This is a genomic window from Variovorax sucrosi, from assembly GCF_051216635.1.
GTDB lineage: Bacteria > Pseudomonadota > Gammaproteobacteria > Burkholderiales > Burkholderiaceae_C > Variovorax.
This window is the reverse complement of record NZ_JBPJZU010000012.1, coordinates 55,001-79,741: the sequence shown is the minus strand read 5'-3', so window position 1 is coordinate 79,741 and position 24,741 is coordinate 55,001. Positions and strand designations below refer to the sequence as shown.

The 24,741-nt window shown below is 69.0% G+C and carries 23 protein-coding genes (1 of these 23 running past the window's edge); 6 read left to right on the top strand and 17 right to left on the bottom strand.

Annotation, left to right across the window (positions count from 1 at the left end):
• Window positions 1-2 precede the first annotated feature (2 nt).
• The 4 genes from ACSFBE_RS21915 to ACSFBE_RS21900 are packed head-to-tail and all read right to left on the bottom strand — an operon-like array spanning window position 3 to window position 3,302.
• On the bottom strand, window positions 3-764 hold the full coding sequence (locus tag ACSFBE_RS21915) for an ABC transporter permease (RefSeq protein WP_435492571.1): 762 nt from the start codon (window positions 762-764) through the stop codon (window positions 3-5).
• Between the two features lie 46 nt (window positions 765-810).
• Window positions 811-1,761: an ATP-binding cassette domain-containing protein gene (locus tag ACSFBE_RS21910; RefSeq protein WP_435492570.1), complete on the bottom strand. Its 951-nt coding sequence runs from the start codon at window positions 1,759-1,761 to the stop codon at window positions 811-813.
• A gap of 27 nt (window positions 1,762-1,788) precedes the next feature.
• Window positions 1,789-2,133, bottom strand: a complete 345-nt coding sequence (locus ACSFBE_RS21905; RefSeq protein WP_435492507.1) for an antibiotic biosynthesis monooxygenase family protein — start codon at window positions 2,131-2,133, stop codon at window positions 1,789-1,791.
• Complete coding sequence (locus tag ACSFBE_RS21900; protein ID WP_435492506.1) at window positions 2,130-3,302, bottom strand: cytochrome P450; 1,173 nt, start codon at window positions 3,300-3,302, stop codon at window positions 2,130-2,132. Before ACSFBE_RS21900 ends, ACSFBE_RS21905 begins: the two co-directional genes overlap by 4 nt.
• A 51-nt stretch (window positions 3,303-3,353) precedes the next feature.
• Between ACSFBE_RS21900 and ACSFBE_RS21895 the strand changes: the two genes are divergently transcribed.
• Window positions 3,354-4,070, top strand: a complete 717-nt coding sequence (locus ACSFBE_RS21895) for an ArsR/SmtB family transcription factor (protein WP_435492505.1) — start codon at window positions 3,354-3,356, stop codon at window positions 4,068-4,070.
• A gap of 73 nt (window positions 4,071-4,143) precedes the next feature.
• The gene (locus ACSFBE_RS21890; protein ID WP_435492504.1) at window positions 4,144-5,415 is read left to right on the top strand and encodes a D-amino acid dehydrogenase; all 1,272 of its coding nucleotides are present in this window, start codon (window positions 4,144-4,146) and stop codon (window positions 5,413-5,415) included.
• A gap of 8 nt (window positions 5,416-5,423) precedes the next feature.
• On the opposite strand, the gene ACSFBE_RS21885 is transcribed toward ACSFBE_RS21890, so the two are convergent.
• The 7 genes from ACSFBE_RS21885 to ACSFBE_RS21855 form a co-directional block, all read right to left on the bottom strand.
• Window positions 5,424-5,651: a DUF3820 family protein gene (locus ACSFBE_RS21885; protein ID WP_435492503.1), complete on the bottom strand. Its 228-nt coding sequence runs from the start codon at window positions 5,649-5,651 to the stop codon at window positions 5,424-5,426.
• A gap of 10 nt (window positions 5,652-5,661) precedes the next feature.
• Window positions 5,662-6,024, bottom strand: a complete 363-nt coding sequence (locus ACSFBE_RS21880; RefSeq protein ID WP_435492502.1) for a translation initiation factor Sui1 — start codon at window positions 6,022-6,024, stop codon at window positions 5,662-5,664.
• Window positions 6,025-6,092: 68 nt separating this feature from the next.
• Window positions 6,093-7,577, bottom strand: a complete 1,485-nt coding sequence (locus tag ACSFBE_RS21875) for an AMP nucleosidase (protein ID WP_435492501.1) — start codon at window positions 7,575-7,577, stop codon at window positions 6,093-6,095.
• Window positions 7,578-7,615: 38 nt separating this feature from the next.
• Window positions 7,616-8,980, bottom strand: a complete 1,365-nt coding sequence (gorA, locus tag ACSFBE_RS21870; RefSeq protein ID WP_435492500.1) for a glutathione-disulfide reductase — start codon at window positions 8,978-8,980, stop codon at window positions 7,616-7,618.
• Window positions 8,981-9,058: 78 nt separating this feature from the next.
• A complete protein-coding gene (locus tag ACSFBE_RS21865; protein ID WP_435492499.1) occupies window positions 9,059-11,008 on the bottom strand; it encodes a TRAP transporter large permease in 1,950 nt (649 codons plus the stop codon).
• Window positions 11,005-11,625: a TRAP transporter small permease subunit gene (locus ACSFBE_RS21860; RefSeq protein WP_435492498.1), complete on the bottom strand. Its 621-nt coding sequence runs from the start codon at window positions 11,623-11,625 to the stop codon at window positions 11,005-11,007. The genes ACSFBE_RS21865 and ACSFBE_RS21860 overlap by 4 nt, the downstream gene beginning before the upstream one ends.
• An 82-nt stretch (window positions 11,626-11,707) precedes the next feature.
• Window positions 11,708-12,823: a TRAP transporter substrate-binding protein gene (locus ACSFBE_RS21855; RefSeq protein ID WP_435492497.1), complete on the bottom strand. Its 1,116-nt coding sequence runs from the start codon at window positions 12,821-12,823 to the stop codon at window positions 11,708-11,710.
• Between the two features lie 175 nt (window positions 12,824-12,998).
• Between ACSFBE_RS21855 and ACSFBE_RS21850 the strand changes: the two genes are divergently transcribed.
• Window positions 12,999-13,421 carry a rhodanese-like domain-containing protein gene (locus tag ACSFBE_RS21850; RefSeq protein ID WP_435492496.1) on the top strand — a complete coding sequence of 141 codons (423 nt, stop codon included), beginning with the start codon at window positions 12,999-13,001 and terminating at the stop codon, window positions 13,419-13,421.
• 34 nt (window positions 13,422-13,455) lie between these two features.
• Here ACSFBE_RS21850 and lysM read toward each other — a convergent pair whose 3' ends face one another.
• The gene (gene lysM / locus ACSFBE_RS21845) at window positions 13,456-13,926 is read right to left on the bottom strand and encodes a peptidoglycan-binding protein LysM (protein WP_435492495.1); all 471 of its coding nucleotides are present in this window, start codon (window positions 13,924-13,926) and stop codon (window positions 13,456-13,458) included.
• Between the two features lie 130 nt (window positions 13,927-14,056).
• On the opposite strand from lysM, the gene ACSFBE_RS21840 reads away from it, so the two are divergent.
• On the top strand, window positions 14,057-14,827 hold the full coding sequence (locus tag ACSFBE_RS21840; RefSeq protein WP_435492494.1) for a type III pantothenate kinase: 771 nt from the start codon (window positions 14,057-14,059) through the stop codon (window positions 14,825-14,827).
• Window positions 14,828-14,845: 18 nt separating this feature from the next.
• Here the strand turns inward: ACSFBE_RS21840 and ACSFBE_RS21835 are convergent, their stop codons facing one another.
• The 3 genes from ACSFBE_RS21835 to ACSFBE_RS21825 are packed head-to-tail and all read right to left on the bottom strand — an operon-like array spanning window position 14,846 to window position 18,436.
• Window positions 14,846-15,943: a M14 family metallopeptidase gene (locus tag ACSFBE_RS21835; protein WP_435492493.1), complete on the bottom strand. Its 1,098-nt coding sequence runs from the start codon at window positions 15,941-15,943 to the stop codon at window positions 14,846-14,848.
• Window positions 15,940-17,142, bottom strand: a complete 1,203-nt coding sequence (locus tag ACSFBE_RS21830; protein ID WP_435492492.1) for a M20 aminoacylase family protein — start codon at window positions 17,140-17,142, stop codon at window positions 15,940-15,942. Before ACSFBE_RS21830 ends, ACSFBE_RS21835 begins: the two co-directional genes overlap by 4 nt.
• A 55-nt stretch (window positions 17,143-17,197) precedes the next feature.
• Entirely contained in the window at window positions 17,198-18,436 is a 1,239-nt protein-coding gene (locus ACSFBE_RS21825; protein ID WP_435492491.1) for a glycerophosphodiester phosphodiesterase, read from the bottom strand.
• Between the two features lie 112 nt (window positions 18,437-18,548).
• Between ACSFBE_RS21825 and ACSFBE_RS21820 the strand changes: the two genes are divergently transcribed.
• Together ACSFBE_RS21820 and ACSFBE_RS21815 are read left to right on the top strand one after the other, a co-directional pair.
• Window positions 18,549-19,781 carry a M20/M25/M40 family metallo-hydrolase gene (locus ACSFBE_RS21820; RefSeq protein ID WP_435492490.1) on the top strand — a complete coding sequence of 411 codons (1,233 nt, stop codon included), beginning with the start codon at window positions 18,549-18,551 and terminating at the stop codon, window positions 19,779-19,781.
• Window positions 19,782-19,824: 43 nt separating this feature from the next.
• The gene (locus tag ACSFBE_RS21815; RefSeq protein ID WP_435492489.1) at window positions 19,825-21,054 is read left to right on the top strand and encodes a DUF445 domain-containing protein; all 1,230 of its coding nucleotides are present in this window, start codon (window positions 19,825-19,827) and stop codon (window positions 21,052-21,054) included.
• 21 nt (window positions 21,055-21,075) lie between these two features.
• Here ACSFBE_RS21815 and ACSFBE_RS21810 read toward each other — a convergent pair whose 3' ends face one another.
• A complete protein-coding gene (locus ACSFBE_RS21810) occupies window positions 21,076-22,839 on the bottom strand; it encodes a phospholipase D family protein (protein WP_435492488.1) in 1,764 nt (587 codons plus the stop codon).
• Between the two features lie 87 nt (window positions 22,840-22,926).
• Window positions 22,927-24,741, bottom strand: the 3' portion of a protein-coding gene (locus ACSFBE_RS21805; protein ID WP_435492487.1) for an ATP-binding cassette domain-containing protein. The gene runs 84 nt beyond the window's last position; only the last 1,815 of its 1,899 coding nucleotides appear in the window; its start codon lies beyond the right edge, outside the window — the gene reads right to left on this strand; the stop codon is at window positions 22,927-22,929.

Here is a 24,741-nt window from a genome sequence, read left to right as displayed (position 1 = left end):
GCTCAAGCCTTGAAGCGCCGACGGGTCAGCGCCAGGGCCAGCCAGAACGCCACCACCGCGTAGCCGACCAGCACCCCGCCGTGGCGCCAGGCATCGGTCGGCCACTGGTCCATGAAGAGCGGCCGCACCAGCGCCACCGCGTTGGTGAGCGGCAGCCAGGCGGCGATGGCGCGCACGAAGCCCGGCAGCTGATCCAGCGGGAAGAACACCCCCGACAGGAACATCATCGGCGTCATGAACAGCGTGAAGTAATAGGTGAAGAAGTCGTAGCCCTTGGCCAGCGCGTTGAAGATGAGGGCGATCGACGAGAAGGTGATGCCCGCGCCCGCCAGCACGCACCAGGCCACCAGAAGCTTCGGGCTGTGGCTGATGCCCAGGCCGAGCATCACCAACAGGATCGCGGTGACGGTGAAGATCGACTTGAAGGCGGCCCACAGCATCTCGGCCAGCACCACGTCGTCGAGCCCGATCGGCGCGTTCATGATGCCGTCCCAGGTCTTCTGCACATGCATGCGCGAGAAGGCGGAGTAGAGCGCCTCGAACGAGGCCGCGTTCATCGCGCTCATGCAGATCGAGCCACTCGCGAGGAACAGGATGTAGGGAACCTTGACGCCGTTCACCTCGACCTGCCCCACCAGTGCGCCCATGCCATAGCCGAAAGCCACCAGCCAGATCAGCGGCTCGGCGATGTTGCCGATCAGGCTGGGAATCGCCAGCTTGCGCCACACCAGCAGGTTGCGCAGGAACACCGGCCACCAGCGCATCGAGAGCGCTGGTGCACGCCAGGCCGAAGGGATGGATCGCGTCGCTTCAGCCGTCTTCACGAATCTGCCTCCCGGTGAGCTTCAGGAACAGGTCTTCCAGGTTGGCCGGGCGGTGAAAGGTGCGCAGTCCGCCACGCTGCGTCAGCGCATCCAGCAGCCGACGTGCATCCTGGGTGTAGAAGAACACCGTCTCGCCGCTGACCTCGACGCGCGCGGCCAGCGCCTTCAATTCGGGCGCGGTGGCCAGGTCGAGCGCGCCGTTGCCGTAGACCTCGACCACGTCGGGCTCCAGGTGCGCTGCGATCAGGTCGCGCGGCCGGCCTTCGGCGATCTTGCGGCCGTGGTCGAGCACCAGCAATCGCGTGCACAGGCGCTCGGCCTCGTCCATGAAGTGTGTGGTCAGCAGGATCGACTTGCCGCGCTGCAGCAACACCTGCAGCCGTTCCCACATGAGGTGGCGCGCCTGCGGGTCGAGCCCGGTGGTCGGCTCGTCGAGCAGCAGCAGCTTCGGGTCGTTGACCAGTGCGCGCGCCAGCGAGAGCCGCCGCTTCATGCCGCCCGACAGCTCACCCGGCTTGGCGGCGGCCTTGTGCGTGAGCGCGGCGAATTCCAGCAGTTCGGGGACGCGCGGCGCGATCTGCGCGCGGCGAAAACCGAAGTAGCGGCCGTAGACCATCAGGTTCTCGGCGCAGCTGAAGTCCGGGTCGAGGGTGTCGAACTGGGTCACCACGCCCAGCTGCGCCTTGATGGCGAGCGCGTCGCGCGGCATCTGCAGATCGCTCCCGTTGCCGCGGTAGGTAATTGCACCGCCGTCGGGTGCCGTGAGGCCGAGGCACATGCGGATGGTGGTGGTCTTGCCGGCGCCGTTCGGCCCGATCACGCCCAGGCACTCGCCCTCGCCGATGTCGAAGGACAGGTCGTCGACCACCGTCGTCGCGCCGTAGCACTTGCGCAGATCGCGGACGAGGAAGAGGGGGCCTGTGCTCACCGACCGGATTGTGCGCGGCCCGGCTGGCCGCCGCCGTCAGCCATGCGCGCGGCGGCTGTCGGACGGCGCCTGCGCGCGGTCGGTCATGCCGTAGTCGCGCACCACCTCGGCAATGCGCAGCCGGTAGTCGCCGAACACATGGTCGCGGCCGGCGCTCTGCGCACGGCGGTGGGTGTCCAGGGCGCGCCATGCGGCCAGCGAGGCCTCGTCGCGCCAGAAGCTCAGGCTCAGCATCTTGCCGGGCTCTCCGAGGCTCTCGAAGCGCTCGATGGAAAGGAAGCCGTCGCGCTGCATCAGGTCGTCGCGCAGCGCCGCGGCCATCTGCAGGTAGGTGTCGCGCTGGCCTGCGGCGGGCCAGACTTCGAAGATCACGGCCATCATGGTGTCGCTCCAGTGTGAAAAAAGGGAATGCGCGCGTTGACCGAGGCATGGAAGCCCCAGCCGCCGTTCGCCAGTGTCGCGGGTTCGAGGCCGCGATCGATCAGGTGGTGCAGCGCCGATGCCGCGATGGCGAGCGCTGCGGCGCGGCCCGGACAGGCATGCGCGCCGTGGCCGAAACCGAGCAGGTGCCGCTCGCTGCGCGCCAGGCGGAAGTCGTCCGGCGCCGGGTCGAGCGTCGCATCGCGCTGCGCGGCGCCCAGCAGCAGCAACACGCCGTCGCCCGGTGCCAGCACCGCACCGTGCAACGCGCCGGCGGTGGCGACGTAGCGCCGCGTGTTCTGGATCGGCGGATCGTGCCGCGCGACCTCGGCAACGAAGGGCGCGAATGCGGCGGGATCGGCGCGCAGCTGCGCTGCCAGCCCGGGCGCGCGTGCCAGCGCAAGCAAGCCCAGGCCCACCAGTCCGGCGGTGCCGTCGCAAGCCTGCGAGAACAGGCCGACCAGGTTGGCCAGCACCGTCTCGCGCGCCTCGGCATCGAGCTCCGGCCATCCGGCGAGCGGTCCGTCGACCGGGCCATCCTGCAGCAGGCGACCGAGCCGATCGCTCAGGGCCTCGGCCGCCGCGCTCGCTGCATCGCGCGGGTCGGGCGTCGCGAGCGGGGAGATGCCGGCGGCGAAGGCGCGCCCTTCCTCGGCCGCTGCCGTGGCGGCCCGCGCGTCGAAGCCGAGCGCATGCGCCAGGGTGCACAGGGGAAGGGCGAACAGCCAGTCGTTCAGCGGCATCGGCGGCAGGCAGCGCAGCGCCGCCCGCGCCGCCTGCTGCAGCATTGGTGTCGACAGGCGAGCCAGGCACTGCGCCAGAAGCGGCTTGAAGCGCGCGTGCAGCGGCCCGTCGTTCATGCGCACCAGCTGGCCGAACACCGCGCCGGCGCTGCGGCCGGCCAGTGCACGCGGCACCGTTTCGCCGGGCGGACGCACGCGCAGTTGCGGGTGTGCGAGCAGTGCCTGCACCACCTCGGCACGGCTGGCCACCCAGAGGCCGCAGCGGGGGTCGAAGACGAGCGGTGCCGCGGCACGCCAGCGTGCATAGCCGGGGTACGGGTCGGGCTGCGTGGCGGCGGCGACCGGGTCGGGAAGGAGGTCGGCCGATGGGGCTGTCGAGGGCGTCATGGGGCGGATCGTAGGCCGACGCGCACGCCATGCTTCGTCTACCATCGAAGCATGGATGCAGTTGCCAACCTCGCCGACCCGGCCGACGACCGCCTTGCCCGCATCGCCGGTGCGATGGCCGAGCCGGCGCGCGCCCGCATGCTGTGCTGCCTGATGGACGGCCATGCCCGCACCGCGACCGAGCTGGCCTCGGTGGCCGGCGTAGCGGCCTCGACCGCCAGCGCCCATCTGGCGCGGCTGCGCGACGAGCGGCTGGTCGAGTCGGTGGCGCAGGGCAAGCACCGCTACTTCCGTCTTACCGGCGACGAGGTCGGCACCGCCCTCGAAAGCCTGTTGGTGCTGGCCGGCGCAGGCGGCGAACGCTTCCGCCCCAACACGCCGCACCGGCTGCGCGCGGCCCGCACCTGCTACGACCACATCGCCGGCGCGGCCGGCGTGGCGATGCACGACCACCTGCACGCCCAGGGGTGGCTGGTGCCCGACGGCGCCGCGGGCTACGCGCTCACGCCGCACGGCGCGGGCGGCTTCGCTGCGCTGGGGATCGATGTGGGGGCTGCGCGGTCGCTGCGCCGGCGTTTCGCCTGCCCCTGCCTCGACTGGAGCGAACGTCGGCCGCATCTGGGCGGCGCGCTCGGTGCCGCACTGCTGGCGCAGTCGGTGCGCCGAGGCTGGGTGCAGCAAGACCTGGACAGCCGCGCGCTTGCCGTCACGCCGAAAGCGCTGCGCGAGGTGCCCGGACTGTTCGCCAAGACCGACGCCGTGCCGTGACCGGGCCCGTTCCTTGCACCCCAGCAGCGCCGCGCCCGTCCGGGTGCGGCCACAACGACACGGAGCGCATCGCATGAGGGTTTTGGTTCTGGGCAGTGGCGTCATCGGCGTGAGCGCCGCCTACCAACTGGCCTTGGCCGGCCACGAGGTGACGGTGGTCGACCGCCAGCCCGCGGCCGCGATGGAGACCAGCTACGGCAATGCCGGCGAGGTGTCGCCCGGCTATTCCTCGCCCTGGGCCGGCCCGGGCGTGCCGCTGAAGGCGGTCAAGTGGCTGCTGATGCACCACCGGCCGCTCGTGATCCGCCCGCAGCTCGACCTGGCGCTGGTGCGCTGGGGCTTCGCGATGCTGCGCAATTGCACCAGTGCCCGCTACGACATCAACAAGAGCCGCATGGTGCGGCTGGCCGAGTACAGCCGCGACTGCCTGAAGGCGCTGCGGGCGCAGACCGGCATCCGCTACGACGAACGCATGCAGGGCACGCTGCAGCTCTTTCGCACCCAGGCGCAGCTGGACGGCACCGCCGCCGACGTCGCGGTGCTGCAGCGCGATGGCGTGCCCTTCGAGCTGCTCGACCGCGACGGCTGCATCCGGCACGAGCCCGCTCTCGCCGCGGTGCGCGAGAAGTTCGTCGGCGGCCTGCTGCTGCCGGGGGACGAAACCGGCGACTGCTTCAAGTTCACCCAACGGCTGGCGGCCATGGCGGCCGACCTGGGCGTGCGCTTCCGCTATGGCGTGCAGGTCCGGCGCTTCGACGGCACCATCGCCGCGATCGACGGCGTCGTGACCGATGGCGGCACCCTGAAGGCCGACGCCTACCTGGTCGCGCTGGGCAGCCATTCGCCGCTGTTGCTGAAGGACGTCGGTATTCGCATCCCGGTCTATCCGGTCAAGGGCTACTCGATCACCGTGCCGATCACCGATGCGTCCGGTTCGCCCGAATCGACGGTGATGGACGAGACCCACAAGGTCGCGGTTACGCGCCTGGGCGACCGCATCCGTGTCGGCGGGACGGCCGAACTCGCCGGCTACACGCTGAAGCTGCACGAGGCGCGCCGGCAGACGCTGGCGCACGTGGTGGGCGACCTGTTCCCGCGTGGGGGCGACCTGTCGCGCGCCGAGTTCTGGTGCGGCTTGCGTCCGATGACGCCGGACGGCACACCGATCATCGGCGCTACCCGGCTGCCCAACCTGTTCCTCGCCACCGGCCACGGCACGCTGGGCTGGACGATGGCCGCAGGCACCGGCCGCGTGATCGCCGACCTGATCTCCGGCGAGGCGCCGGCCATCGACATGGAAGGCCTGACGGTGGCCCGCTATCCGAACGCCTACGCCTCCCTTTAGGCCCTCCCTTAAGCGCTGCGGCTGCCGGCATTGCGCAAGGGCGCCAGCAGCGGCTTGAGGCCGTTGTGGTCGATCTCGTGCATCAGCTGCAGCAGCCGGCCGATCTCGCCCTTGGGAAAGCCCTCGCGGGCGAACCAGGTGAGGTAGTTGCCGGGCAGGTCGGCGATCAGCGTGCCCTTGTACTTGCCGAAGGGCATTTGCAGGGTGACCAGGCGTTGAAGGTCTTCCGGATTCATCGCGGCGAGCCTATCCGCCGGCGCGCTTGACCGTCATGCCCTGCTTCTGCAGCGCGGCAATGACCGTGTCGCGGTGGTCGCCCTGGATTTCGATGACGCCGTCCTTCACCGTGCCGCCCGAACCGCAGTTCGCCTTGAGCTGCTTGGCGAGTGCGGCCAGCGCGTCGGCCGCGAGCGGCACGCCGCGGATCAGCGTCACGCCCTTGCCCTTGCGGCCCTTGGTCTCCTGCGACACCCGCACGATGCCGTCACCCTTCGGCGCCGCGGCCGTGGCCTTGCAGCGGCAGTCGGCGCTCGCCTGCCGGCAGTTGGGGCAGACGCGGCCGGTGTCGGTGGAATAGACCAGACGGCTGGAGGACGTGCTGTGCATCATGATGGGACGATGGAATTTCGGGGGAGCCTCGGGAACGGGGTGCCAGCCACCTGGGTGGCGCCCTGCGCCTACTGGAAGGCGACCTCGGCGAAGCTGCGCAGCTTGCGGCTGTGCAGGCGGCTCGAACCTTCGGCGCGCAGGATCTCGATGGCTTTCATGCCGATGCGCAGATGCTGCTCGACCCGCTCCCGGTAGAAATGGTTGGCCATGCCCGGCAGCTTGATCTCGCCGTGCAGCGGCTTGTCGGACACGCACAGCAGCGTGCCGTAGGGCACCCGGAAGCGGAAGCCATTGGCCGCGATGGTCGCGCTTTCCATGTCGAGCGCCACCGCGCGACTTTGGCTGAAGCGGCGCTGCGGCTCGTTCTGCGGCAGCAGCTCCCAGTTGCGGTTGTCGGTGCTGGCGACGGTGCCGGTGCGCATGATGGTCTTCAGATCGGGGCCGCTGATCTGCGTGACTTCTTCCACCGCCTTCTCCAGCGCGAGCTGGATCTCGGCCAGCGCCGGGATCGGCACCCACAGCGGCAACTCCTCGTCGAGCACATGGTCCTCGCGCACGTAGGCGTGGGCCAGCACGTAGTCGCCCAGCTGCTGGCTGTTGCGCAGGCCCGCGCAGTGGCCCAGCATCATCCAGGCGTGCGGGCGCAGCACCGCGATGTGGTCGGTGATGGTCTTGGCGTTCGACGGGCCGACGCCGATGTTCACCATCGTGATGCCGGTGCGGTCTTCGCGCACCAGGTGGTAGGCCGGCATCTGCGGCAGCCGCGGCGGCGCGATGCCGCCCTCGGGGCCGTCGTAGCCGCTGCGGTAGCGGGTCACGTTGCCCGGCTCGATGAAGGCGACGTAGGGGCTGTCGGGGTTCGCCATCTCCTTGTGGCCGAGCGCCACGAACTCGTCGATATAGAACTGGTAGTTGGTGAACAGCACGAAGTTCTGGAACCACTCCGGCGCGGTGCCGGTGTAGTGGCGCAGCCGGTGCAGCGAGTAGTCGACCCGCGCCGCGGTGAAGAGCGCCAGCGGCTGCGGCTCGCCATCCTTCGGTTCGTAGGTGCCGTTGGCGATGCCGTCGTCCATGGCCGCCAGGTCGGGCAGGTCGAACACGTCGCGCATCAAGGCGCGGCGCTCGGCGTTCATCGTGCCTTCGATGTGGTCGTTCTCGGCGAAGGAGAAGTGGATCGGGATCGGCTGCGTGGCGGTGCCGACCTCCAGTTCCATCCCGTGGTTCTCCAGCAGCAGGCGGAACTGCTCCAGGTAGTAGCGGTGGAACAGGTCGGGCCGCGTCAGCGTCGTCTCGTAGCGGCCGGGGCCGGCGACGAAGCCGTAGCTCAGGCCGGCGGTGGTCGGCGGGCTCTGGCGCGACACGGTGTGCGTGTGCACCCGCACGAAGGGGTAGCAGGCCCGCACCCGGCCCGGCAGCGTCTCGCCCGCCACGAAGCGGAGCATCGAATCCCGCAGATGCGCCAGCGCCTCCTGGTAGATCTTCTGCACCTGCGCCAGGGCGGCGGCGGCATCGGTAAAGCGGGCGGGGGCGATGAAGGGCGGCATGTAAGGCATGCCGTCATTGTGCAGGTCCGCGAAGGGCGCGGGTGAGCTCAGCCCGGCATCGGCTCGCGCATCGTCACGAACTCCTCCGCCACGGTGGGGTGGATGCCGATGGTGCTGTCGAAGTGCGCCTTGGTCGCGCCGGCGCGCATCGCGACCGCGAAGCCCTGCACCACCTCGCCCGCCTCGGGCCCCACCATGTGCAGGCCGACCACGCGGTCACTCGCGGTGTCCACGATCAACTTGAGGAAGGTGCGTTCCTGGCGGCCGGAGAGCGTGTGACGCAGTGCCTTGAACTCGCTGCTGAAGAGCGTGACCTTCTCGTACTTCTTGCGCGCCTCGGCTTCGGTCAGGCCGCAGGTGCCGACGTTCGGGTGCGTGAAGACGGCGGTGGGCACGTAGTCGTAGTCGACCTTGCGCCGGCCGTCGCCGAAGAGGGCGTCGACCACGGCCATCGCCTCGGCCAGCGCGACCGGGGTGAGCTGCATCTTGGTCGACACGTCGCCCAGCGCGTAGACCGAGGGCACGCTGCTGCGGTAGTGCGCGTCGACCTTCACCGCGCCGCGCTCGTCGAGGGTGACGCCGGCGGCCTCCAGGCACAGCCCCTCGGTGTTGGGCACGCGGCCGGTGGCGTAGAGCACGGTGTCGGCTTCGAGCTGCTGGCCGCGCGACAGCATCACGGCGAGCGGGGCGTCCTTGCCGCGGTTGCGCGCGACGGACGCAACTTCGGTGTTGAGCCGGATGTCGACGCCCGCCTTGCCCATCTCACGCGCCAGGAACACGCGCACGTCCTCGTCGAAGCCGTTGAGCAGGTGCGGCTGGCGCTGCACCAGCGTCACCTCGGCGCCCAGGCCGTTGAAGATGGAGGCGAATTCGCAGGCGATGTAGCCACCACCGACGATCACCAGCCGCTTCGGGAAGTCGGGCAGGTCGAACATGCCGTCCGACACCTGCACATGCTCGCGCCCCGGCAACGGCGGCACGAAGGGCCGGCCGCCGGTGACCACGAGGATGCGCCGTGCCGTGTGCCGTGCTTGTCCGACCTTCACCGTGTGCGCGTCTTCCAGGTGGGCCCAGCCGATGACGAGCGTGACGCCGGCCGCATCCAGCAGGCCGCGGTAGACGCCGTTGAGGCGGGTGATCTCGCGTGCCCGGTTCGCCCTGAGCGTGGGCCAGTCGAAGCGTGCCTCGCCGAGCTGCCAGCCGTAGCCGGGCGCCTCCTCGAAGGCCTCGGCATAACCGGCGGCATAGCTGTAGAGCTTTTTCGGAATGCAGCCGACATTCACGCAGGTGCCACCGAGATCGGCCACTTCGGCCAGCGCCACGCGGGCGCCCCGCTGGGCTGCCATGCGAGCGGCCCGCACACCGCCGCTGCCGCCGCCGATGACGAAGAGATCGAAGTCGAATGTGGGCATGTCGTGTTCCTTGCGCCGACTGTAGCCGGGCAAAGAGGCACGCGCTCGACGCCCACGTCGGCTCCACCCCCCCCCCGCTTATTTGTACAGCAGCTGCGGGAGCCAGAGCCCGATCTGCGGCCAGATGTAGAGCAGCACGATCGCCAGCACCTGGATGCCCATGAAGGGCAGCATGCCGAGGAAGATCTGGTTGAGCGTGACATGCGGCGGGCTCACGCCCTTCAGGTAGAACGCGGCCATGGCCACCGGCGGCGAAAGGAACGCCGTCTGCAGGTTCATCGCCACCAGCAGCCCGAAGAACAGCGGGTCGACGCCGAAGTTGTCCAGCAGGGGGATGAAGATGGGCATGAAGATCACGATGATCTCGGTCCATTCCAGGGGCCAGCCGAGCAGGAAGATGATCACCTGGCTCAGGATGAGGAACTGCACCTTGCTCAGGTTCATGCTCAGCACCCATTCCTCGACCAGCGCCTGCCCGCCCAGCAGGGCGAAGGCCGCCGAGAAGATGGCCGAGCCGACGAACAGCCAGCACACCATGGCCGAGGTCTTGGCCGTGAGGAAGACCGATTCCTTGAGCACGCTCAGGGTGAGCCGCCGGTACGCCGCGGCGAGCAGGAAGCCGCCCAGCGCGCCCATGGCCGCGGCTTCGGTCGGCGTGGCCAGCCCGAGCACGATCGAGCCCAGCACCGAGAGGATCAGCAGCATCAGCGGGAAGAACGACGCCAGCAGCATCTTGAAGATCTCGAGCCGGGCGAAGCTGAGGAACAGATAGAACAGCGTGACAAGGGCGCCGAGCACGGCGAAGACGACCCACCACCAGGTCGGCGCGGGGCGGGTGCCGGCTTCTGCGGCGGACGGGGCGCCTGCCGAGGCGCTCGCTGTCGCCGCCGTCGTGGCGGCCGCGGGCGCGGCCCCCGGCGGCGCGGCCAACGCGCCGCCGTCGCTCGGCGGCTCCTGCAGGCCGCCGCCGTCGCCCGACGGTGGCTCTTCCAGGCCGCCCGACGCGGGCGGCTCGGCGAGCCCGCTCTGGGAAGCCGCAGCGCGCGATGCACCGATCTCCTGGATGTCGTACTGCGCCGCTGCTTCGACGGTGGTCACTGCGCGGTAACTGACGATGGTCAGCAGCGCGAACAGCAGCCCCGGCAGCGCGACGATGGCCAGTTGGCGCAGCAGATGGCCCACCGGCACGTCGGCGTTGCGCCGTCCCTTGAGCGTGGCGATGAGCTTGGGCAGCACATGCGCTTCTGCGGTGGCGCCGGTACGCTGCGTGAGAGGCGGCAGCGGCACCACGCGGTCGGCCGCGGACAGCGGCGGCGCCCAGGCCGGCTTGAGCTTGGCGACGAGGACCACGTACACCACGTAGAGCGACGCCAGCATCAGCCCCGGGAAGAAGGCGCCCGCGTAGAGCTGCACCACCGACACGCCCGCCGTGGCACCGTAGACGATCAGCAGCACCGACGGCGGAATCAGAATGCCCAGGCAGCCGCCGGCCGTGATGGCGCCGGCCGCCAGCGGAATGCTGTAGCCCGCGCGCAGCATGGCCGGCAGCGCGAGCAGGCCCATCAGCGTGACCACCGCGCCGACGATGCCGGTGGCGGTCGCGAAGATGGTGCAGGTCACCAGCGTGGCGACGGCCAGCGCACCCGGCAGGCGCGCCATGGCCAGGTGCAGGCTCTTGAACAGCGTCTCGATGAGGTTGGCGCGCTCGACCAGGTAGCCCATGAAGACGAACAGGGGCACCGCGATCAGCACGTCGTTCGACATCGTCTTGTAGGCCGACTGCACCATCAGGTCGAGCGTGTGCGTGGTGTTCCGGTCGTAGGCGAACCAGGTGAAGATCATCCCCATGCCCATCAGCGTGAAGGCGGTGGGAAAGCCCAGCATGATCGCGACCACGACGAGCGACAGCATCAGCAGGCCGAGGTGGCCGTTGGTGACGGTCTCGACGCTCACCAGCATCGCGATGGCGCCGCCGACGATCAGCGCCATGAAGCTGAGGCCGAACCAGAGTTCCTTGCGAATCTTCATTTGGCGCTTTCCTTCGCGACGACCACGGCGTCGAGCGCCTGGATGTCGGCGTCCTGCACATTGACCATCTCCTTGAGCTTCGCGACGTCGACCTCTTCGACATCGTCCTCGCGCGAGGGCCAGGCGCCGCGCTGGATGCACTGCACGCAGCGGATGATCTCGGCGACGCCCTGGATCAGCAGCGTGATGCCGGCGAGCGGGATGATGTACTTGAAGGGGTAGAGCGGCAGCGGGTCGGCCGAGAAGGTCTGCTCGCGGATGGCGAGCGATTCGCCCGCGTAGATCCAGCCGGCCCAGGTCAGCGCGACGATGCCCGGCAGGAAGAAGAGGATGTACAGCGCCAGGTCGAAGATGGCCTGCGTGCGCGGCCGGAAGAAGCCGTAGAGCACGTCGCCGCGCACATGGCCGTTCTTGCTCAGCGTGTAGGCGCCCGCGGTCATGAAGAGCGTGCCGTACAGCATGATTTGCGCGTCGAGCACCCAGGCGTGCGGCGTGTTCAGCGCATAGCGAGAGAACACCTCCCAGCTGATCAGCAGCGTGAGCAGGACGGCGCACCAGGCGAACGTCTTGCCGATCCAGGTCGAAAAGCGGTCGATCGCGAGAAGGAAGGATTGCATCGAAGACCCTTGCCGCGCGCAGGCGGAATCGGACGAAGGAAAAAGGGGCACCGCCGGTGCCCCTGTGCTCAACGGAGGGTGTTCAGCTCTTCTTCGCCTGGCGGCCGAAGTAGTGGTTGTAGGCCATCTTGAAGTCGACCGTATAGTCGTTTTGCCATTGGCCGGCCCGCTCGGCGAAGGCGCGCTGCGAGTCGAGCACTCTCTTGAAAATCGGGTTCTCGGCGGACTTCTTCGCGATCGTCTTGTCCCACGAGGCGAGCTGCGCACGCAGGATCGCATCGGGCGTCTTGTAGAACTTGACGCCGGCCTTCTTGAGCTCTTCGTAGTCCTTCGAGTTGCGGTCGATCGCCTTCCAGCTCATGTCGGCGCTGCCGGCCTGCACGGCGTAGTCGATGACGGCCTTGAGCTCCGCGGGCAGGGCCTTGAGCTTCGGTCCGTTGAACAGGATCTCGAACTGCTCGCCCGACTGGTGAAAGCTCTGCAGCATGCAGTTCTTCGCCACGTCCGGGAAGCCCAGCACCCGGTCGCTCGATGCATTGTTGAACTCGGCCGCATCGATCAGGCCGCGGTCGAGCGCCGGCACGATCTCGCCGCCGGGCAGCGGGTTGACGGCCGTGCCCATGTCGGTGAACACGTCGACCGCCAGCCCGACCGTGCGGAACTTGAGCCCCTTCATGTCCTCGACCTTCGCCACCGGTTTCTTGAACCAGCCCAGCGGTTGCGTGGGCATCGGGCCGTAGAGGTAGGAGATCACGTCGAGGTTGAGGCTCTTGTAGATCTCTTCCATCAGCGCCTTGCCGCCGCCGTAGTTGTGCCAGGCCAGCACCATGTTCGCGTCCATGCCGTAGCCCGGGCCCGACCCCCACAGGGCGAGCGCCGAGTTCTTGCCGTACCAGTACGCCACCACGCCGTGGCCGCCGTCGAGCGTGCCCTTGGCGACCGCGTCGAGCAGTTGGAAGGCCGGCACCACCGAGCCTGCGGGCAGCACCTCGATCTTCAGGCGGCTGCCCGCCATGTCGTTCACCTTCTTGGCGAAGTCCTGCGCGTACTCGTGGAAGATGTCCTTGGCCGGCCAGGTGCTCTGGAAGCGAAGCGTGCTGGTCTGCGCCGTGCTGACCATCGGGGCGGCCATGGCGCCGGCCGCGACGGCGGCGCCTTTCAACAGATTGCGACGGCGATTCGGGGTGTGCTCGGTCATGCGTTGTCTCCGTTGTAATGTCTGGAACATCCAGACCACCCATCTTTGGTATGTGACGATTCGTGACACAGAGGGTTTCCACGCAGCGTCCAGAATTGAGGCACGGCGAGGCGCGCCTCGCCCTCTGAAGCCATGGCGACCGCTTCGATTAACCCTATGAAGATTGAGGACTGAAATGACCCGAGCCGATGCTCCCTTCACCCCGGCCGAGGGCTACGCCGGCGACGTGACGCCCGCGCAGGCCGCACAGTGGGTGGCCGACGGCCAGGCGGTGCTGGTCGATGTGCGCAGCGATGCCGAGCGCGAATGGGTGGGTTACGTGCCGGGCGCGGTGGCGCTGGCGTGGAAGCAATGGCCAGGCATGGCGATGAACCCGGGCTTCGACGAAGGCCTGCGTGCCGCCGTGCCGACGGGCGGCAAGGCGGTGCTGCTGTGCCGCAGCGGTGTGCGCTCGGTCGCCGCTGCGAAGCGCGCGACCGAACTGGGCATCGAGGCCTACAACATTCTCGAAGGCTTCGAGGGCAACCCGGATGCCGAAGGCCACCGCGGCCGCGTCGGCGGCTGGCGCTTTCGTGGCCTGCCCTGGAAGCAGAACTGAGGAGACCGAAGGACCGCGTTGGCGCGGTCGACGCTCAGCCCTGGGTCGGGATGCGCAGCTTCTGGCCCGGATAGATCTTGTCCGGGTGCGTCAGCATCGGCTTGTTCGCCTCGAAGATGGCGTTGTACTTGTTGGCATCGCCGTAGTACTTCTTCGCGATGGCCGAAAGCGTGTCGCCGCGCACCACGTCGTGGTACTGCGCGGGCGGTGCCGCCGGAGCCACAAGATTGTTGTCGACGCTGGTCACGTTCGCCACGTTGCCGGCGGCCAGGGCAGCCTTCTCGCTCGCCTCCTGCGAGGGCGCATTGCCGCTCAAGGTGACGACGCCGCTGGCGCCCACGTACGAAACGGCGAGGCTGGTGAGGCCGAGGTTCTGCGTCTCGATGTAGGTCTTGATGGCCGCAGAGGCCGCCGCGTCGGGGTTGGCGCCGGGCTCGGCGGCGTGCGCGGACGAACCGCCGAACAGCTTTTCTCCAGCTTCCTTGATGAAACTCAGCAGACCCATGGTGTGCGCTCCTTCGTGTGGTGATGAAGGTCCACTGTAAGCACGCCCGCCGCCGCGAGGCGTAGGCGCTGGGCGCATGGTTGCAAGCAAGGGTAAGCACCCGCCCGCGCAAACTCGCAAATAATCCGCCATGACCTTCCTCGCCATCGACATCGGCAACACCCGCCTCAAGTGGGCTCTCTATGCGGCCGCGCACCCGGGGGCCGAACTGCTGGCCGGCGGTGCCGAGTTCCTCGACCACATCGAGCGCCTGGCCGAGGGTCCATGGGCCGGCCTGGCGTCGCCCGCGGCGATGCTGGGGTGTGCGGTGGCCGGCGACGCAGTCCGCCGGCGTGCCGAGGAGCAGGTGGTCGAGTGCTTCGACTGCGAACCGCGCTGGGTGGTCTCGAGTGCGACCGAGGCCGGCCTCGTCAACGGCTACGACCATCCGACGCGCCTCGGTGCCGACCGCTGGGTCGCCATGATCGGCGCGCGCCATCGCATGCTGTCCCAAGGGCCGGCGCGGCCGATGGTGGTGGTGATGATCGGCACCGCGGTGACGGTCGAGGCGATCGACGTGCTCGGCCGCTTTCTGGGCGGGCTGATCCTGCCGGGCCACGGCATCATGCTGCGCGCCCTGGAGTCGGGCACCGCCGGGCTGCATGTGCCCACCGGCGAGGTGCGCGAGTTCCCGACCAACACCAGCGATGCGCTGACCAGTGGCGGCACCTACGCCATCGCCGGCGCCGTCGAGCGCATGCGCCAGCACGTCCGGGCGCATTGCGGCACCGAGCCCGCCTGCTACATGACCGGGGGTGCCGGCTGGAAGATGGCGCCGTCGATGGTGAGCCCCTTCGAACTGGTCGACGGACTCATCATGGACGGGCTGCTGGTGATCGCGCAGGCCCGCGCGGCCGCCTGACCCATTGGTCGCGCCGGCTCAGGCGCCGGCGTGGAGGCCGTCCACGGCCTGGAACATCGCTTGTCGCGCCTGGCTGATGACCTGGCCCTTCCAGCCATCGGTGTCGGTGTAGAAGGCCTCGCGCATGCGCTCGTGGATGGCGTCGGCCAGCTCGGGCGCGGCGTCCGGATGCATGTGCAGCCAATGGTCGGCGCGCAGCGCGCCCATCACATCGAGGATCGGCAGCGTGCCGTACTCGAGCGCGATGCCGGTGTACTCGAGCTGTGCGCATTCCTCGTCGATCGCACCGCACATCAGGCCGGCGAGCCGTGCCGAGGTCGACGAGCCGTCGTAGATGGAGGTGACGGCCGTCTCGCGTCCCCACCAGGCGTTGGCGCGCGCATAGGCCGACGCGTCGTCGCGGCCGGCGAAGATGCGCTCGCCATGGCCGTTCGGGCCCAGCCCCGTGTGCAGGTCGATCCAGGCCAGCCGCTTTGCCCGCCGGGCATGCGTGCGCAGGACCTGACGCAGCGTGTGGTTGCTCCAGGTCGGGGCCCGGCCGCCGAAGAAGAGTCCGTCGTCGAATTGGTACTGGCCGCCCGAGATGGCCGCCTGGTACGCCGGCACGCCATGCGCGGCGATCCACTGTTCGATCTCGGCCTGGTTCTGCGGCGAGGGCGGCCATGCATCGGGCAGGAGCAGCGCATGGAGTTCGGCATAGGCTGCGTTCACCGGCAGCGGCTGGCCGAAGTCCGCGAAGTTGCGGTTGAGGTCGACGTTCTCGTGCGTCACGCGCCGGCCGTACGAGAAGCCGTGCGGGTTCAGCGCATGCACGTAGAGCACGCCGACGCCGGCCGCGCGCGCCTTGTCGCGCCACTCGGCATCGTGCAGCGCGAACACCTGCACGCCGCTGCCGCAGTGACCTTCGACGCCGTGGCAGGCACTGCTGACCATCAGCAGGTTCTGCGCATCGGCCGGGCCGTCGTAGGCCACGTCCATCGCCAGGTCTTCGCCCTCGCGTCCCTTCAACGGATGCGGATGGGTGTCGACGGTCAGCCCTGCAGCGACGCAGCCCTGCAGGAACTTGCGGCGCGCCAGCGCGTAGCTGGGCGAAAAGGCCTCGACGACGCCGATCACACGCCGGTCCTGCCGGGTTGGAGGAACTGCTCGGCCAGCTCGACCCAGCAGGTCGCGCCCAGCGGAATGAGGTCGTCGTTGAAATCGTAGCTGGCGTTGTGCAGCGTGCACGGTCCGCCGCCGTGGTGCATGTCGCGGTGCGCACCGTCGCCGTTGCCGATGAAGGCGTAGGCCCCGGGCTTGGCCAGCAGCATGAAGGAGAAGTCTTCGGCCGTCATCGCCGCTTCCTGCGGCAGCACGTTGTCGGCGCCGACAATGCCGGCCATCACGGCGCGGGCGAAGTCGGCTTCGGCGGCGGTGTTGATGGTCGGCGGGTAGTTGCGGTGGAAGTAGAAGTCGACCTCGGTGTCGTGCGCTGCGCCGATGTGCTCGGCGATCTGCTTCATGCGGCGCTCGATCAGGTCGAGCACCTCGAGGGTGAAGGTGCGCACCGTGCCCTGCAGCTCGCAGGTGTCGGGGATCACGTTGCTGGCCTCGCCGGCGTGGATCATCGTGACCGAGATCAGGCCGGTGTCGGTCGGCTTCTTGTTGCGGGTGAGGATGGTCTGGAAGGCCTGCACCATCTCGCAGGCGACCGGCACCGGGTCGACGCCGGTGTGCGGCAGCGCGGCGTGGCCTCCCTTGCCATGGATCGTGATCTTGAACTCGTTGCTCGACGCCATCGCCGGGCCGGGGCTCACCGCGAACTGGCCGGCCTTCATGCCGGGCCAGTTGTGCATGCCGTAGACGGCGTCCATCGGGAATTTCTCGAACAGGCCGTCCGCGATCATTTCGCGCGCGCCGCCGCCGCCTTCTTCGGCCGGCTGGAAGATCAGGTACACGGTGCCATCGAAGTTGCGGTGCTTGGACAGGTGCTGGGCGGCGGCCAGCAGCATGGCGGTGTGGCCGTCATGGCCGCAGGCGTGCATCTTTCCCTGGTGCTTGCTGGCGTGCTCGAAGGTGTTGAGTTCGGTCACCGGCAGCGCATCCATGTCGGCGCGCAGGCCGATGGCGCGCGTGCTGGTGCCGTTCTTCACGATGCCCACGACGCCGGTGGTGCCCAGGCCGCGGTGGATCGGGATGCCCCACTCGGTCAGCTTGGCTGCGACGACGTCGGCAGTGCGGACTTCCTGGAAGCAGAGTTCGGGGTGGGCGTGCAGGTCGCGTCGGATCGACGCGATGCCGGCGGCCTGGGTAACGAGCGAATCGATGAGTTTCATGGGCACAGTCTAGGCGGGGCTGGCGATGCCCGCAAAGACCGTGCCCGCGATGCGCTCAGCGTCCGGTTTCCTTCAACCAGGCGGTCCGGGCGGCCAGCGCGGTGTCGGTGAAGTCGGTGAAGACGCCGTCCACGCCCGCCCGGTAGTAGGCGGCGTACTCGGCCTTCGGGTCGCCCTTGTAATCGGCCGCCAGCCGGCGCGATTCGTTGCGGAAGGTGAAGGGGTGCACGAACAGCCCGGCCTTGTGCGCATCCGCCACCAGGGGGGTCGGCGCCAGGGAGGTGGCGTCGGCGTCGTTGACCTTGCCGTCGGCGTTGACGTCCATCGGCTTGCCGTCCGCACCGACCGTGCCCTTGACGCTGATGATGTAGCGCTTCCAGGGGCCGATGCCGTCGGCATAGGTGGCGATCTCGGCCAGGCCCGCGGGCGTGACCATGACGTCGAAATTGCGCTTGTCGCCGGCCAGGGTCCATTCGTAGGGGCGGTCGACCGGCACCGCATAGGTCATGGCGCCTGTGCGCAGGTCGATGCCGTCGCCATCGATCAGTTGAATCAGCCGGGTCTTCAGGCCGGCCGCCTTCATGCGCTTCAGGCTGCCCGGCTCGAAGGACTGGACGTAGACCGGTGCGCTCTTGCTGTTCCAGCCCGCGGCCTCCAGGATGGCGACGAGCTTCTCCTCGAGCGGCAGCCCGAGGTTGCGGAACCAGGTCGGGTTCTTGGTTTCGGGGTAGATCCCGATGGTGCGGCCGGTCTCGCGCGACTTGGCCTTGGCCAGGTCGACCACCTCCTGGAAGGTCGGCACCTTGAAGCGGCCGTTGAACTGCTGCGGCCGTTCGGCGTCCGTCGACGTGGCGCCCAGCGTGCGCAGTTCGGCCAGCGTGAATTCATGGACGAACCAGCCGGTCTGCGTCTCGCCATCGACTTGGATCGTCTTCTTGCGCGCGGCGAACTCCGGGTGCTTGGCCACGTCGGTGCTGATCGCCAGGTTCGGGTCGTGCCGGGTGATCAGCACACCGTCCTTGGTGGACAGCAGGTCCATCTCGATGACGTCGGCGCCCAGCTCGATGGCGCGGGCATAGGCTTCCAGCGTCTCTTCCGGCAACTGGCCCGAGGCGCCGCGGTGCGCCACCACCAGCGGCGGCTTGCCGTCGAGCGTCGGCAGGGCGGTCGGCGCGGTGGGCAGGGTGCAGGCGGTGGTGCCGAGCGCGGCCAAGGTGCAGAAAGCCCACAGCACGGCGGGGCGGTGGGCGGAGCGATGGGCGGGGAAGGGGCGGGCGGTCGTCGAAGGAGTCATGGCATGTCCCATGGGGCGGTGAACGAAGGCGCCAGCCTACACCGCGCGCATGACGGGGGCGAAGCCGGCGCGACGGGGGCACGGCCGCGCGGACTTCCGGGACAATGGCCGCATGTCCCATGTCCTTTCCGCCCGCAGCCTCGAGCTGGCCCAGACCCTGGTGCGCATGAACACGGTCAGCGCCAACAGCAACCTGGAGCTGATCGGCTTCGTGCGCGACCAGCTCGCCGCGCTCGGCGTGCGCAGCCGCCTGACCTACAACGCCGACAAGACCAAGGCGAACCTGTTCGCCACGCTCGGCGCCGGCAAGCGCAGCGGCATCATCCTGTCGGGCCATACCGACACGGTGCCCTGGGACGGGCAGGACTGGAGCATCGACCCGCTCTCGGCCATGGTGCAGCACTGGCCCTCGGAGGGCGGCGGCCCGGTGCCGGCCGGACCCCACGACGAACTTGCCGCGCTGGGCAGCCCCCGGCTGTACGGCCGCGGCGCGGCCGACATGAAGGGCTTCATCGCGGTGGCGCTGGCGAATGCCGAGGCGTTCCTGGAAAGCAAGGCGCCCTTCGCGGTGCATTTCGCCTTCAGCTACGACGAGGAGGTCGGCTGCTTCGGCGTGCGGGAGCTGATCGCCGACATGAAGGCGCAGAACATCCAGCCGATGGCCTGCATCATCGGCGAGCCCACCAGCATGGTGCCGGCCATCGCCCACAAGGGCGTGTACCGCTACCGCTGCTGCGTGCGCGGCAAGGAAGCGCATTCGTCGCTCACGCCGCAGTCGGTCAATGCGATCGAGATGGCGGCCCGCGTGGTCGGCAAGGTGCGCGACATGGCGGAAGACTTCGAGCAGAACGAGCGGCGCTACGACGGCTTCGACGTGCCCTTCAGCACCGCCAGCGTCGGTCAGTTCCACGGCGGCATCGCCGACAACGTGGTGCCGCGCGACGCCGAGTTCCGCTATGAATTCCGCAACCTGCCGACGGCCGATGCGCAGCAGATGCAGAAGGAAGTGCTGGCGTATGCCGCGCGCCTCGAAGGGCCGATGAAGAAGGTCGCCCCGGACACCGGGTTCAGCTTCGAGACGATCTGCGAAGTGCCGAGCTTCCTCGGCTCGGCGGCCGATCCGATCACGCGGCTGGCGCAGCGCCTGTCGGGCGAACAGGGCACCACGCTGGTGGCCTTCGGCACCGAGGCGGGGCTGTTCAAGGGCGCGGGCATTCCAACCGTGGTGTGCGGCCCGGGCAGCATCACCCAGGCGCACCAGCCCGACGAGTACGTGACGCTCGAGCAGCTCGCGCGCTGCGAAGGCTTTCTGCGGGGGCTGGCGCAGACGCGCAGCCTGCCGTGAGCCGTCCCGGCCACCGCTGCACGAGAAACGCCCGGCTGCTCCGATGAACGCGATGAAGCGCGTCGCGCTCGGCCTGCTGTGCGGTGCTGCGGTGCTCTACGGCGTGGCCCACGCGCTGGAGGCGCGACACCCGGCCTGGGGCTATGTCGCGGCTTTCGCCGAAGCGGCCATGGTCGGCGCCATCGCCGACTGGTTCGCGGTGGTGGCGCTGTTTCGCCATCCGATGGGCCTGCCGATTCCCCACACGGCCATCATCCCCGCCAACAAGGACCGCATCGGCGCCAAGCTGGCCGGCTTCATCCTCGACAACTTCCTGAGCACGCCGCAGGTGCTGGCCAAGCTGCGCGAGTTCGATCCGGCGGCGCGCCTGGCGAACTGGCTGGCCGCGCCCGCGCATGGCGAGCGCCTGGGCCAGCATGCGGTGGCTGCGGTGCGCTACGGCCTGAGCGCATTCGACGACGAACGGGCGCGCGCCTTCGTCGGGCGTGCGGCGGCCGCCGGGCTGGCGCAGGTCGATGTGTCGCGCCTGCTCGGCCAGGCGCTCGATGCGCTCACTGCCGGCGGGCGGCACCAGGCGCTGCTCGACGACGTGCTGACGCAGGTGGCCGAGGTGATGCAGGGCGAGACGGTGCAGGAGCACATCACCGAGGCGATCGCACGCGAGATCAAGACGCTGCGCTACGTGGGCCTCGACCAGGTGGCCGCGCGCGCTGCGACGCGCAAGATCGTGGCGGCCCTGGTGCACACCCTCGGCGACGTGGCGGCTCAACCCGGCCATCCGCTGCGGCTGCGCTTCGACGGCTTCATGGCGGACTTCGTCGAGCGCCTGAAATCGGACCCCGAGTTCCACGCGCGCGGCGAGGCGATCCGCGCCGAGCTGCTGGCGCACCCGGCGCTCACCGACTATCTGCACGGGTTGTGGGACACGCTGCTGGACTGGCTGCACGACGACTTGGCGCGTGACGATTCGACCATCCGCCGACGCATCGCCGCGCTGGCCGGCTCGATGGGCGAACGGCTGCAGCAGGACGAGGCCTTCCGTCGCTGGGTCAACGAGCAGATCACCGACGCCGCACCGGTGGCGATCGCCCGCTACCGCGAAGACATCCGGCGCTACATCGTCGAGCGGGTCGCGCAATGGAACGCGCAGGAGATGACGGACGAACTGGAGCGCCACATCGGCCGCGACCTGCAGTTCATCCGCATCAACGGCACGCTGGTGGGCGGCCTGGTCGGCCTGCTGATCCACACCGTGACCCAGGCGCTTCGCTAGCGGCGCAGTTCGGCGGCGGGTTCAGAGCAGTTCGTCGGGCGCGAGCGGGCCGAAGATCTTGAGCAGCAGCCGAAGGCCTGCGCTGGCATCGGGCTCGGTGCGGGTGTCCTGCAGGCCGCTGTCCTGCGGCGCCCGCCAGATCAGCCCGCCGTCGGACCGTTCGACGTGCCAGGCGCCCTTCGTCATCGCCGTCTCGATCTGCGTCGTCGCGATGCGCGACAGCGCCTGGCTGCGGATCAGCAGCGCGATCTCGGTGTTCTGCAGCTGCGAACGCAGGTCGAGGTTCATCGAACCGATAACGAGCAACTGGTCGTCCAGCACCAGGGCCTTGGAATGCAGCATCGAGCGCGACTCGCCGGTCGTGCTGGAACCGGAAGAGCCGAAGGCGCTGCCCAGGCCGGCCTGTTCGCTGCGCAGTTCGTACAGTTCGACGCCCATCGCCAGCAGTTCCTCGCGGTGGCGCGCGTAGCCGACGTGGGCGATCGGCGCATCGTTGGACGCGAGCGAGTTCGTCAGCACCCGCACCCGAACCCCTCGGCTGCGGGCCGAGGCAAAGGCTTGCTTCATGTCGGGCCCAGGCACGAAGTAGGGCGAGATGATGGTGAGCTCGCTGCGCGCCTGGCCGATCAACTGCAGCAGGCCGGAGACCACCGTCTCGCCGCCGTCGGCCGCCCCCGAGGCGTCTTCCAGCGCGGTGAGGCGGCGTGCCGCGGCGGCATTGCGCGGCTGCGTGACCACCAGGGAGGGCGCGCCGGCCGTGTCGTCGACAACGGTGGCGCCGGACTCCGCGGCGATCTTGGCCGGCCGGTCGGCCAGCAGCGCGGCCGGTGCCCAGACGAAGGCGGCGTTGCGCAGGTCCAGCGGCTTCTCGTCCCAGGCGGCGGCACGCTGCGCATCGGTCGGGCCGGCATCCGACGGTCTCGGCTCGCCGTCTGGCGGCTTCGGTGCGTTGGGGTCGCCGGGTTCGTTGTCGCGCTGGCGCTGCGCCGCGTCGGCCGCGCGCGTCTTGTCGCGCAGCTTCTGCAGGGTTTCGCGGTCGATCAGCGACTGAACCGGATAAGCCCGTTCGTCGTTCCAGTAGTGGTCGAAGCTGCGGGACATGTCCTGAACGATCGGCCCGGCCGCCAGCACGTCCAGGTCGACGAAGTTGCGGCTCTTCGCGATGCCGAAGTAGGCGTCGCCGAGGTTCCGGCCGCCGGTCACGCCCATGGCGTTGTCGGCGATGAAGAGCTTGTTGTGCATGCGCTGCTGCACCCGGTCGAAGTCCCCGGCGGCGTTGAACAGGCGCACGAGGCTGGATCCGCGGGCACCTGCCACCGGGTTGAACATCCGCATCTGGATGTTCGGCTCGAAGGCGAGCCGCATCACGAGGGCGTTGCGGCCGGTGCTGTGAAAGTCGTCGAGCAGCACGCGCACCCGCACGCCGCGGCGTGCCGCCTGCACCACGCCGCGCAGCAGGCGCTCGGTGCTGGCGTCGGCATGGATGGCGTAGTACTGCAGGTCGAGTGTCTTCTGGGCCGCCTCGACCAGTGCCAGGCGGCTGCCGTACGCCACTTGCGGCCCTTCGAGCAGCAGGAAGCCCGAGTCGAAGCGTGCCCGGGCGTCGGTGCGGCGTTGCGCCACCAGGGCCGCGAGCGGCGTGCTGTCCGTCGACGAGAGGGCGGTGGAGACGGGGCGCTCCACGTTCTTGGGCAGTTCAGCGCATCCGACCGCGAGAAAGAGAGGGAGAAGCAGTGCCAGGCACTGCGCTCGGAAAGGGCGACGGAACACGCGCAAAGGGGGCATACGGAACATCCGGCCGTGGAAAGGCTGTCTGTATAGCGCATGCGGCCGCGGCGCCGCGTCGGACGGCGCGCGGCCGGGAGGGCGCGTTCAGCGCGTCGCGCCGAGCGCTTCCTGCCGTTCGAGCGCAGCGAGCAGTTCGTCGTCGATCTGCGCATGCCGCTCGGCGAGTTCGGTGGCACGGGCCGGCTCGCTGGCATAGATGGCGCCGCCGTCCAATTCGAGCAGGGCGCTGATGCGGGCCTGCTCGTCTTCGAGCGCGGCGATGGTCGCGGGCAGCGCCTCGAGTTCGCGCTGCTCCTTGTAAGCGAGCTTCTTGCGTGCAGCCGGGCGAGGCTCGGCGGCGGCGGGCTGGGGCGCTGGCGCGGCGGCAGGCGGTGCTGCGGGGCTGGCCGCCTCGCGCTGGGCCACGATCTCGCGTGCCCGCTTCGACTGGGTAAGCCAGTCCTGCACGCTGCCTTCGTACTCGCGCCAGCGGCCGTCGCCTTCGTAGGCGATCGTGCTGGTCACGACGTTGTCGAGGAAGGTGCGGTCGTGGCTGACGAGAAAGACAGTGCCGTCGTAGTTCTGCAGCAGGTCTTCGAGCAGTTCGAGCGTGTCGATGTCGAGATCGTTGGTCGGTTCGTCGAGCACCAGCACGTTGGCCGGCCGGGCGAACAAGCGCGCCAGCAGCAGGCGGTTGCGCTCGCCACCGCTGAGGGAGCGCACCGGCGAATTGGCGCGGGCCGGCGAGAACAGGAAGTCGCCCAGGTAGCTCTTCACATGCTTGCGCTGCTTGCCGATCTCGATCCACTCGCTGCCAGGGCTGATGAAGTCCTCCAGGGTGGCGTCCAGGTCGAGCGCCTCGCGCATCTGGTCGAAATACGCGACCTGCAGGTTGGTGCCGCGGCGGATCTTCCCGGTGTCGGGCTCGAGCTGGCCCAGAATGAGCTTCAGCAGCGTGGTCTTGCCGGCACCATTCGGTCCGAGCAGGCCGATCTTGTCGCCTCGCAGGATGGTGCCGCTGAAGTTGCGGATCACGGTCTTGGGGCCGAAGGATTTCGAGGCCTCGGTGAGTTCGGCCACGATCTTGCCGCTGGATTGGCCCGAGGCCACGTCCATGTTGACGCTGCCCTGCACCTCTCGGCGGGAGACGCGGCTGGCGCGCAGTTCCTGCAGGCGGGTGATGCGGCTCTGGCTACGGGTGCGGCGGGCTTCCACGCCCTTGCGGATCCAGATCTCCTCCTGGGCGAGCAGCTTGTCGGCCTTCGCGCTGATGACGGCCTCCTGGGCGAGCTGCTCTTCCTTCTGTAATAGGTACTGCTCGAAGTTGCCGGGGTAGGAGCTCAGCTTGCCCCGGTCCAGCTCGACGATACGGGTGGCGACGCGGTTCAGGAAGCTGCGGTCATGGGTGATGGTGACGACGCTGCCCTTGAAGTCGATCAGCAACTGCTCCAACCATTCGATGGAGTCGAGGTCCAAGTGGTTGGTGGGTTCGTCGAGCAGCAGCACATCAGGAGCGGCAACGAGCGCCTGCGCCAAAGCGACCCGTTTGCGCGTGCCGCCAGAGAGGGAGCCGACACGGGCGTTGCGGTCCAGGTGGAGGCGATGCAATGTCTCTTCGACGCGTTGTTCCCAATTCCAGGCGTCGAAGGCTTCGATCTGGGACTGGAGGGCGTCCAGATCCAGCCCCTCCGCACCGGAGAGATACAGGTCCCGCACGGCAATGACGCTTCCCAGGCCTTCACTGGCTGCGGTGAATACATCCGCATCCATATCGAGCAGAGGTTCCTGCGCAACATAGGCCACGCGCAGGTTCTGCTGGAGTTGCAGGGTGCCATCGTCTGCCTTCTCCAGGCCCCCCAGTATCTTGAGCAGCGAAGACTTGCCTGCGCCATTGCGGCCGATCAGGCCGATGCGCTCGGA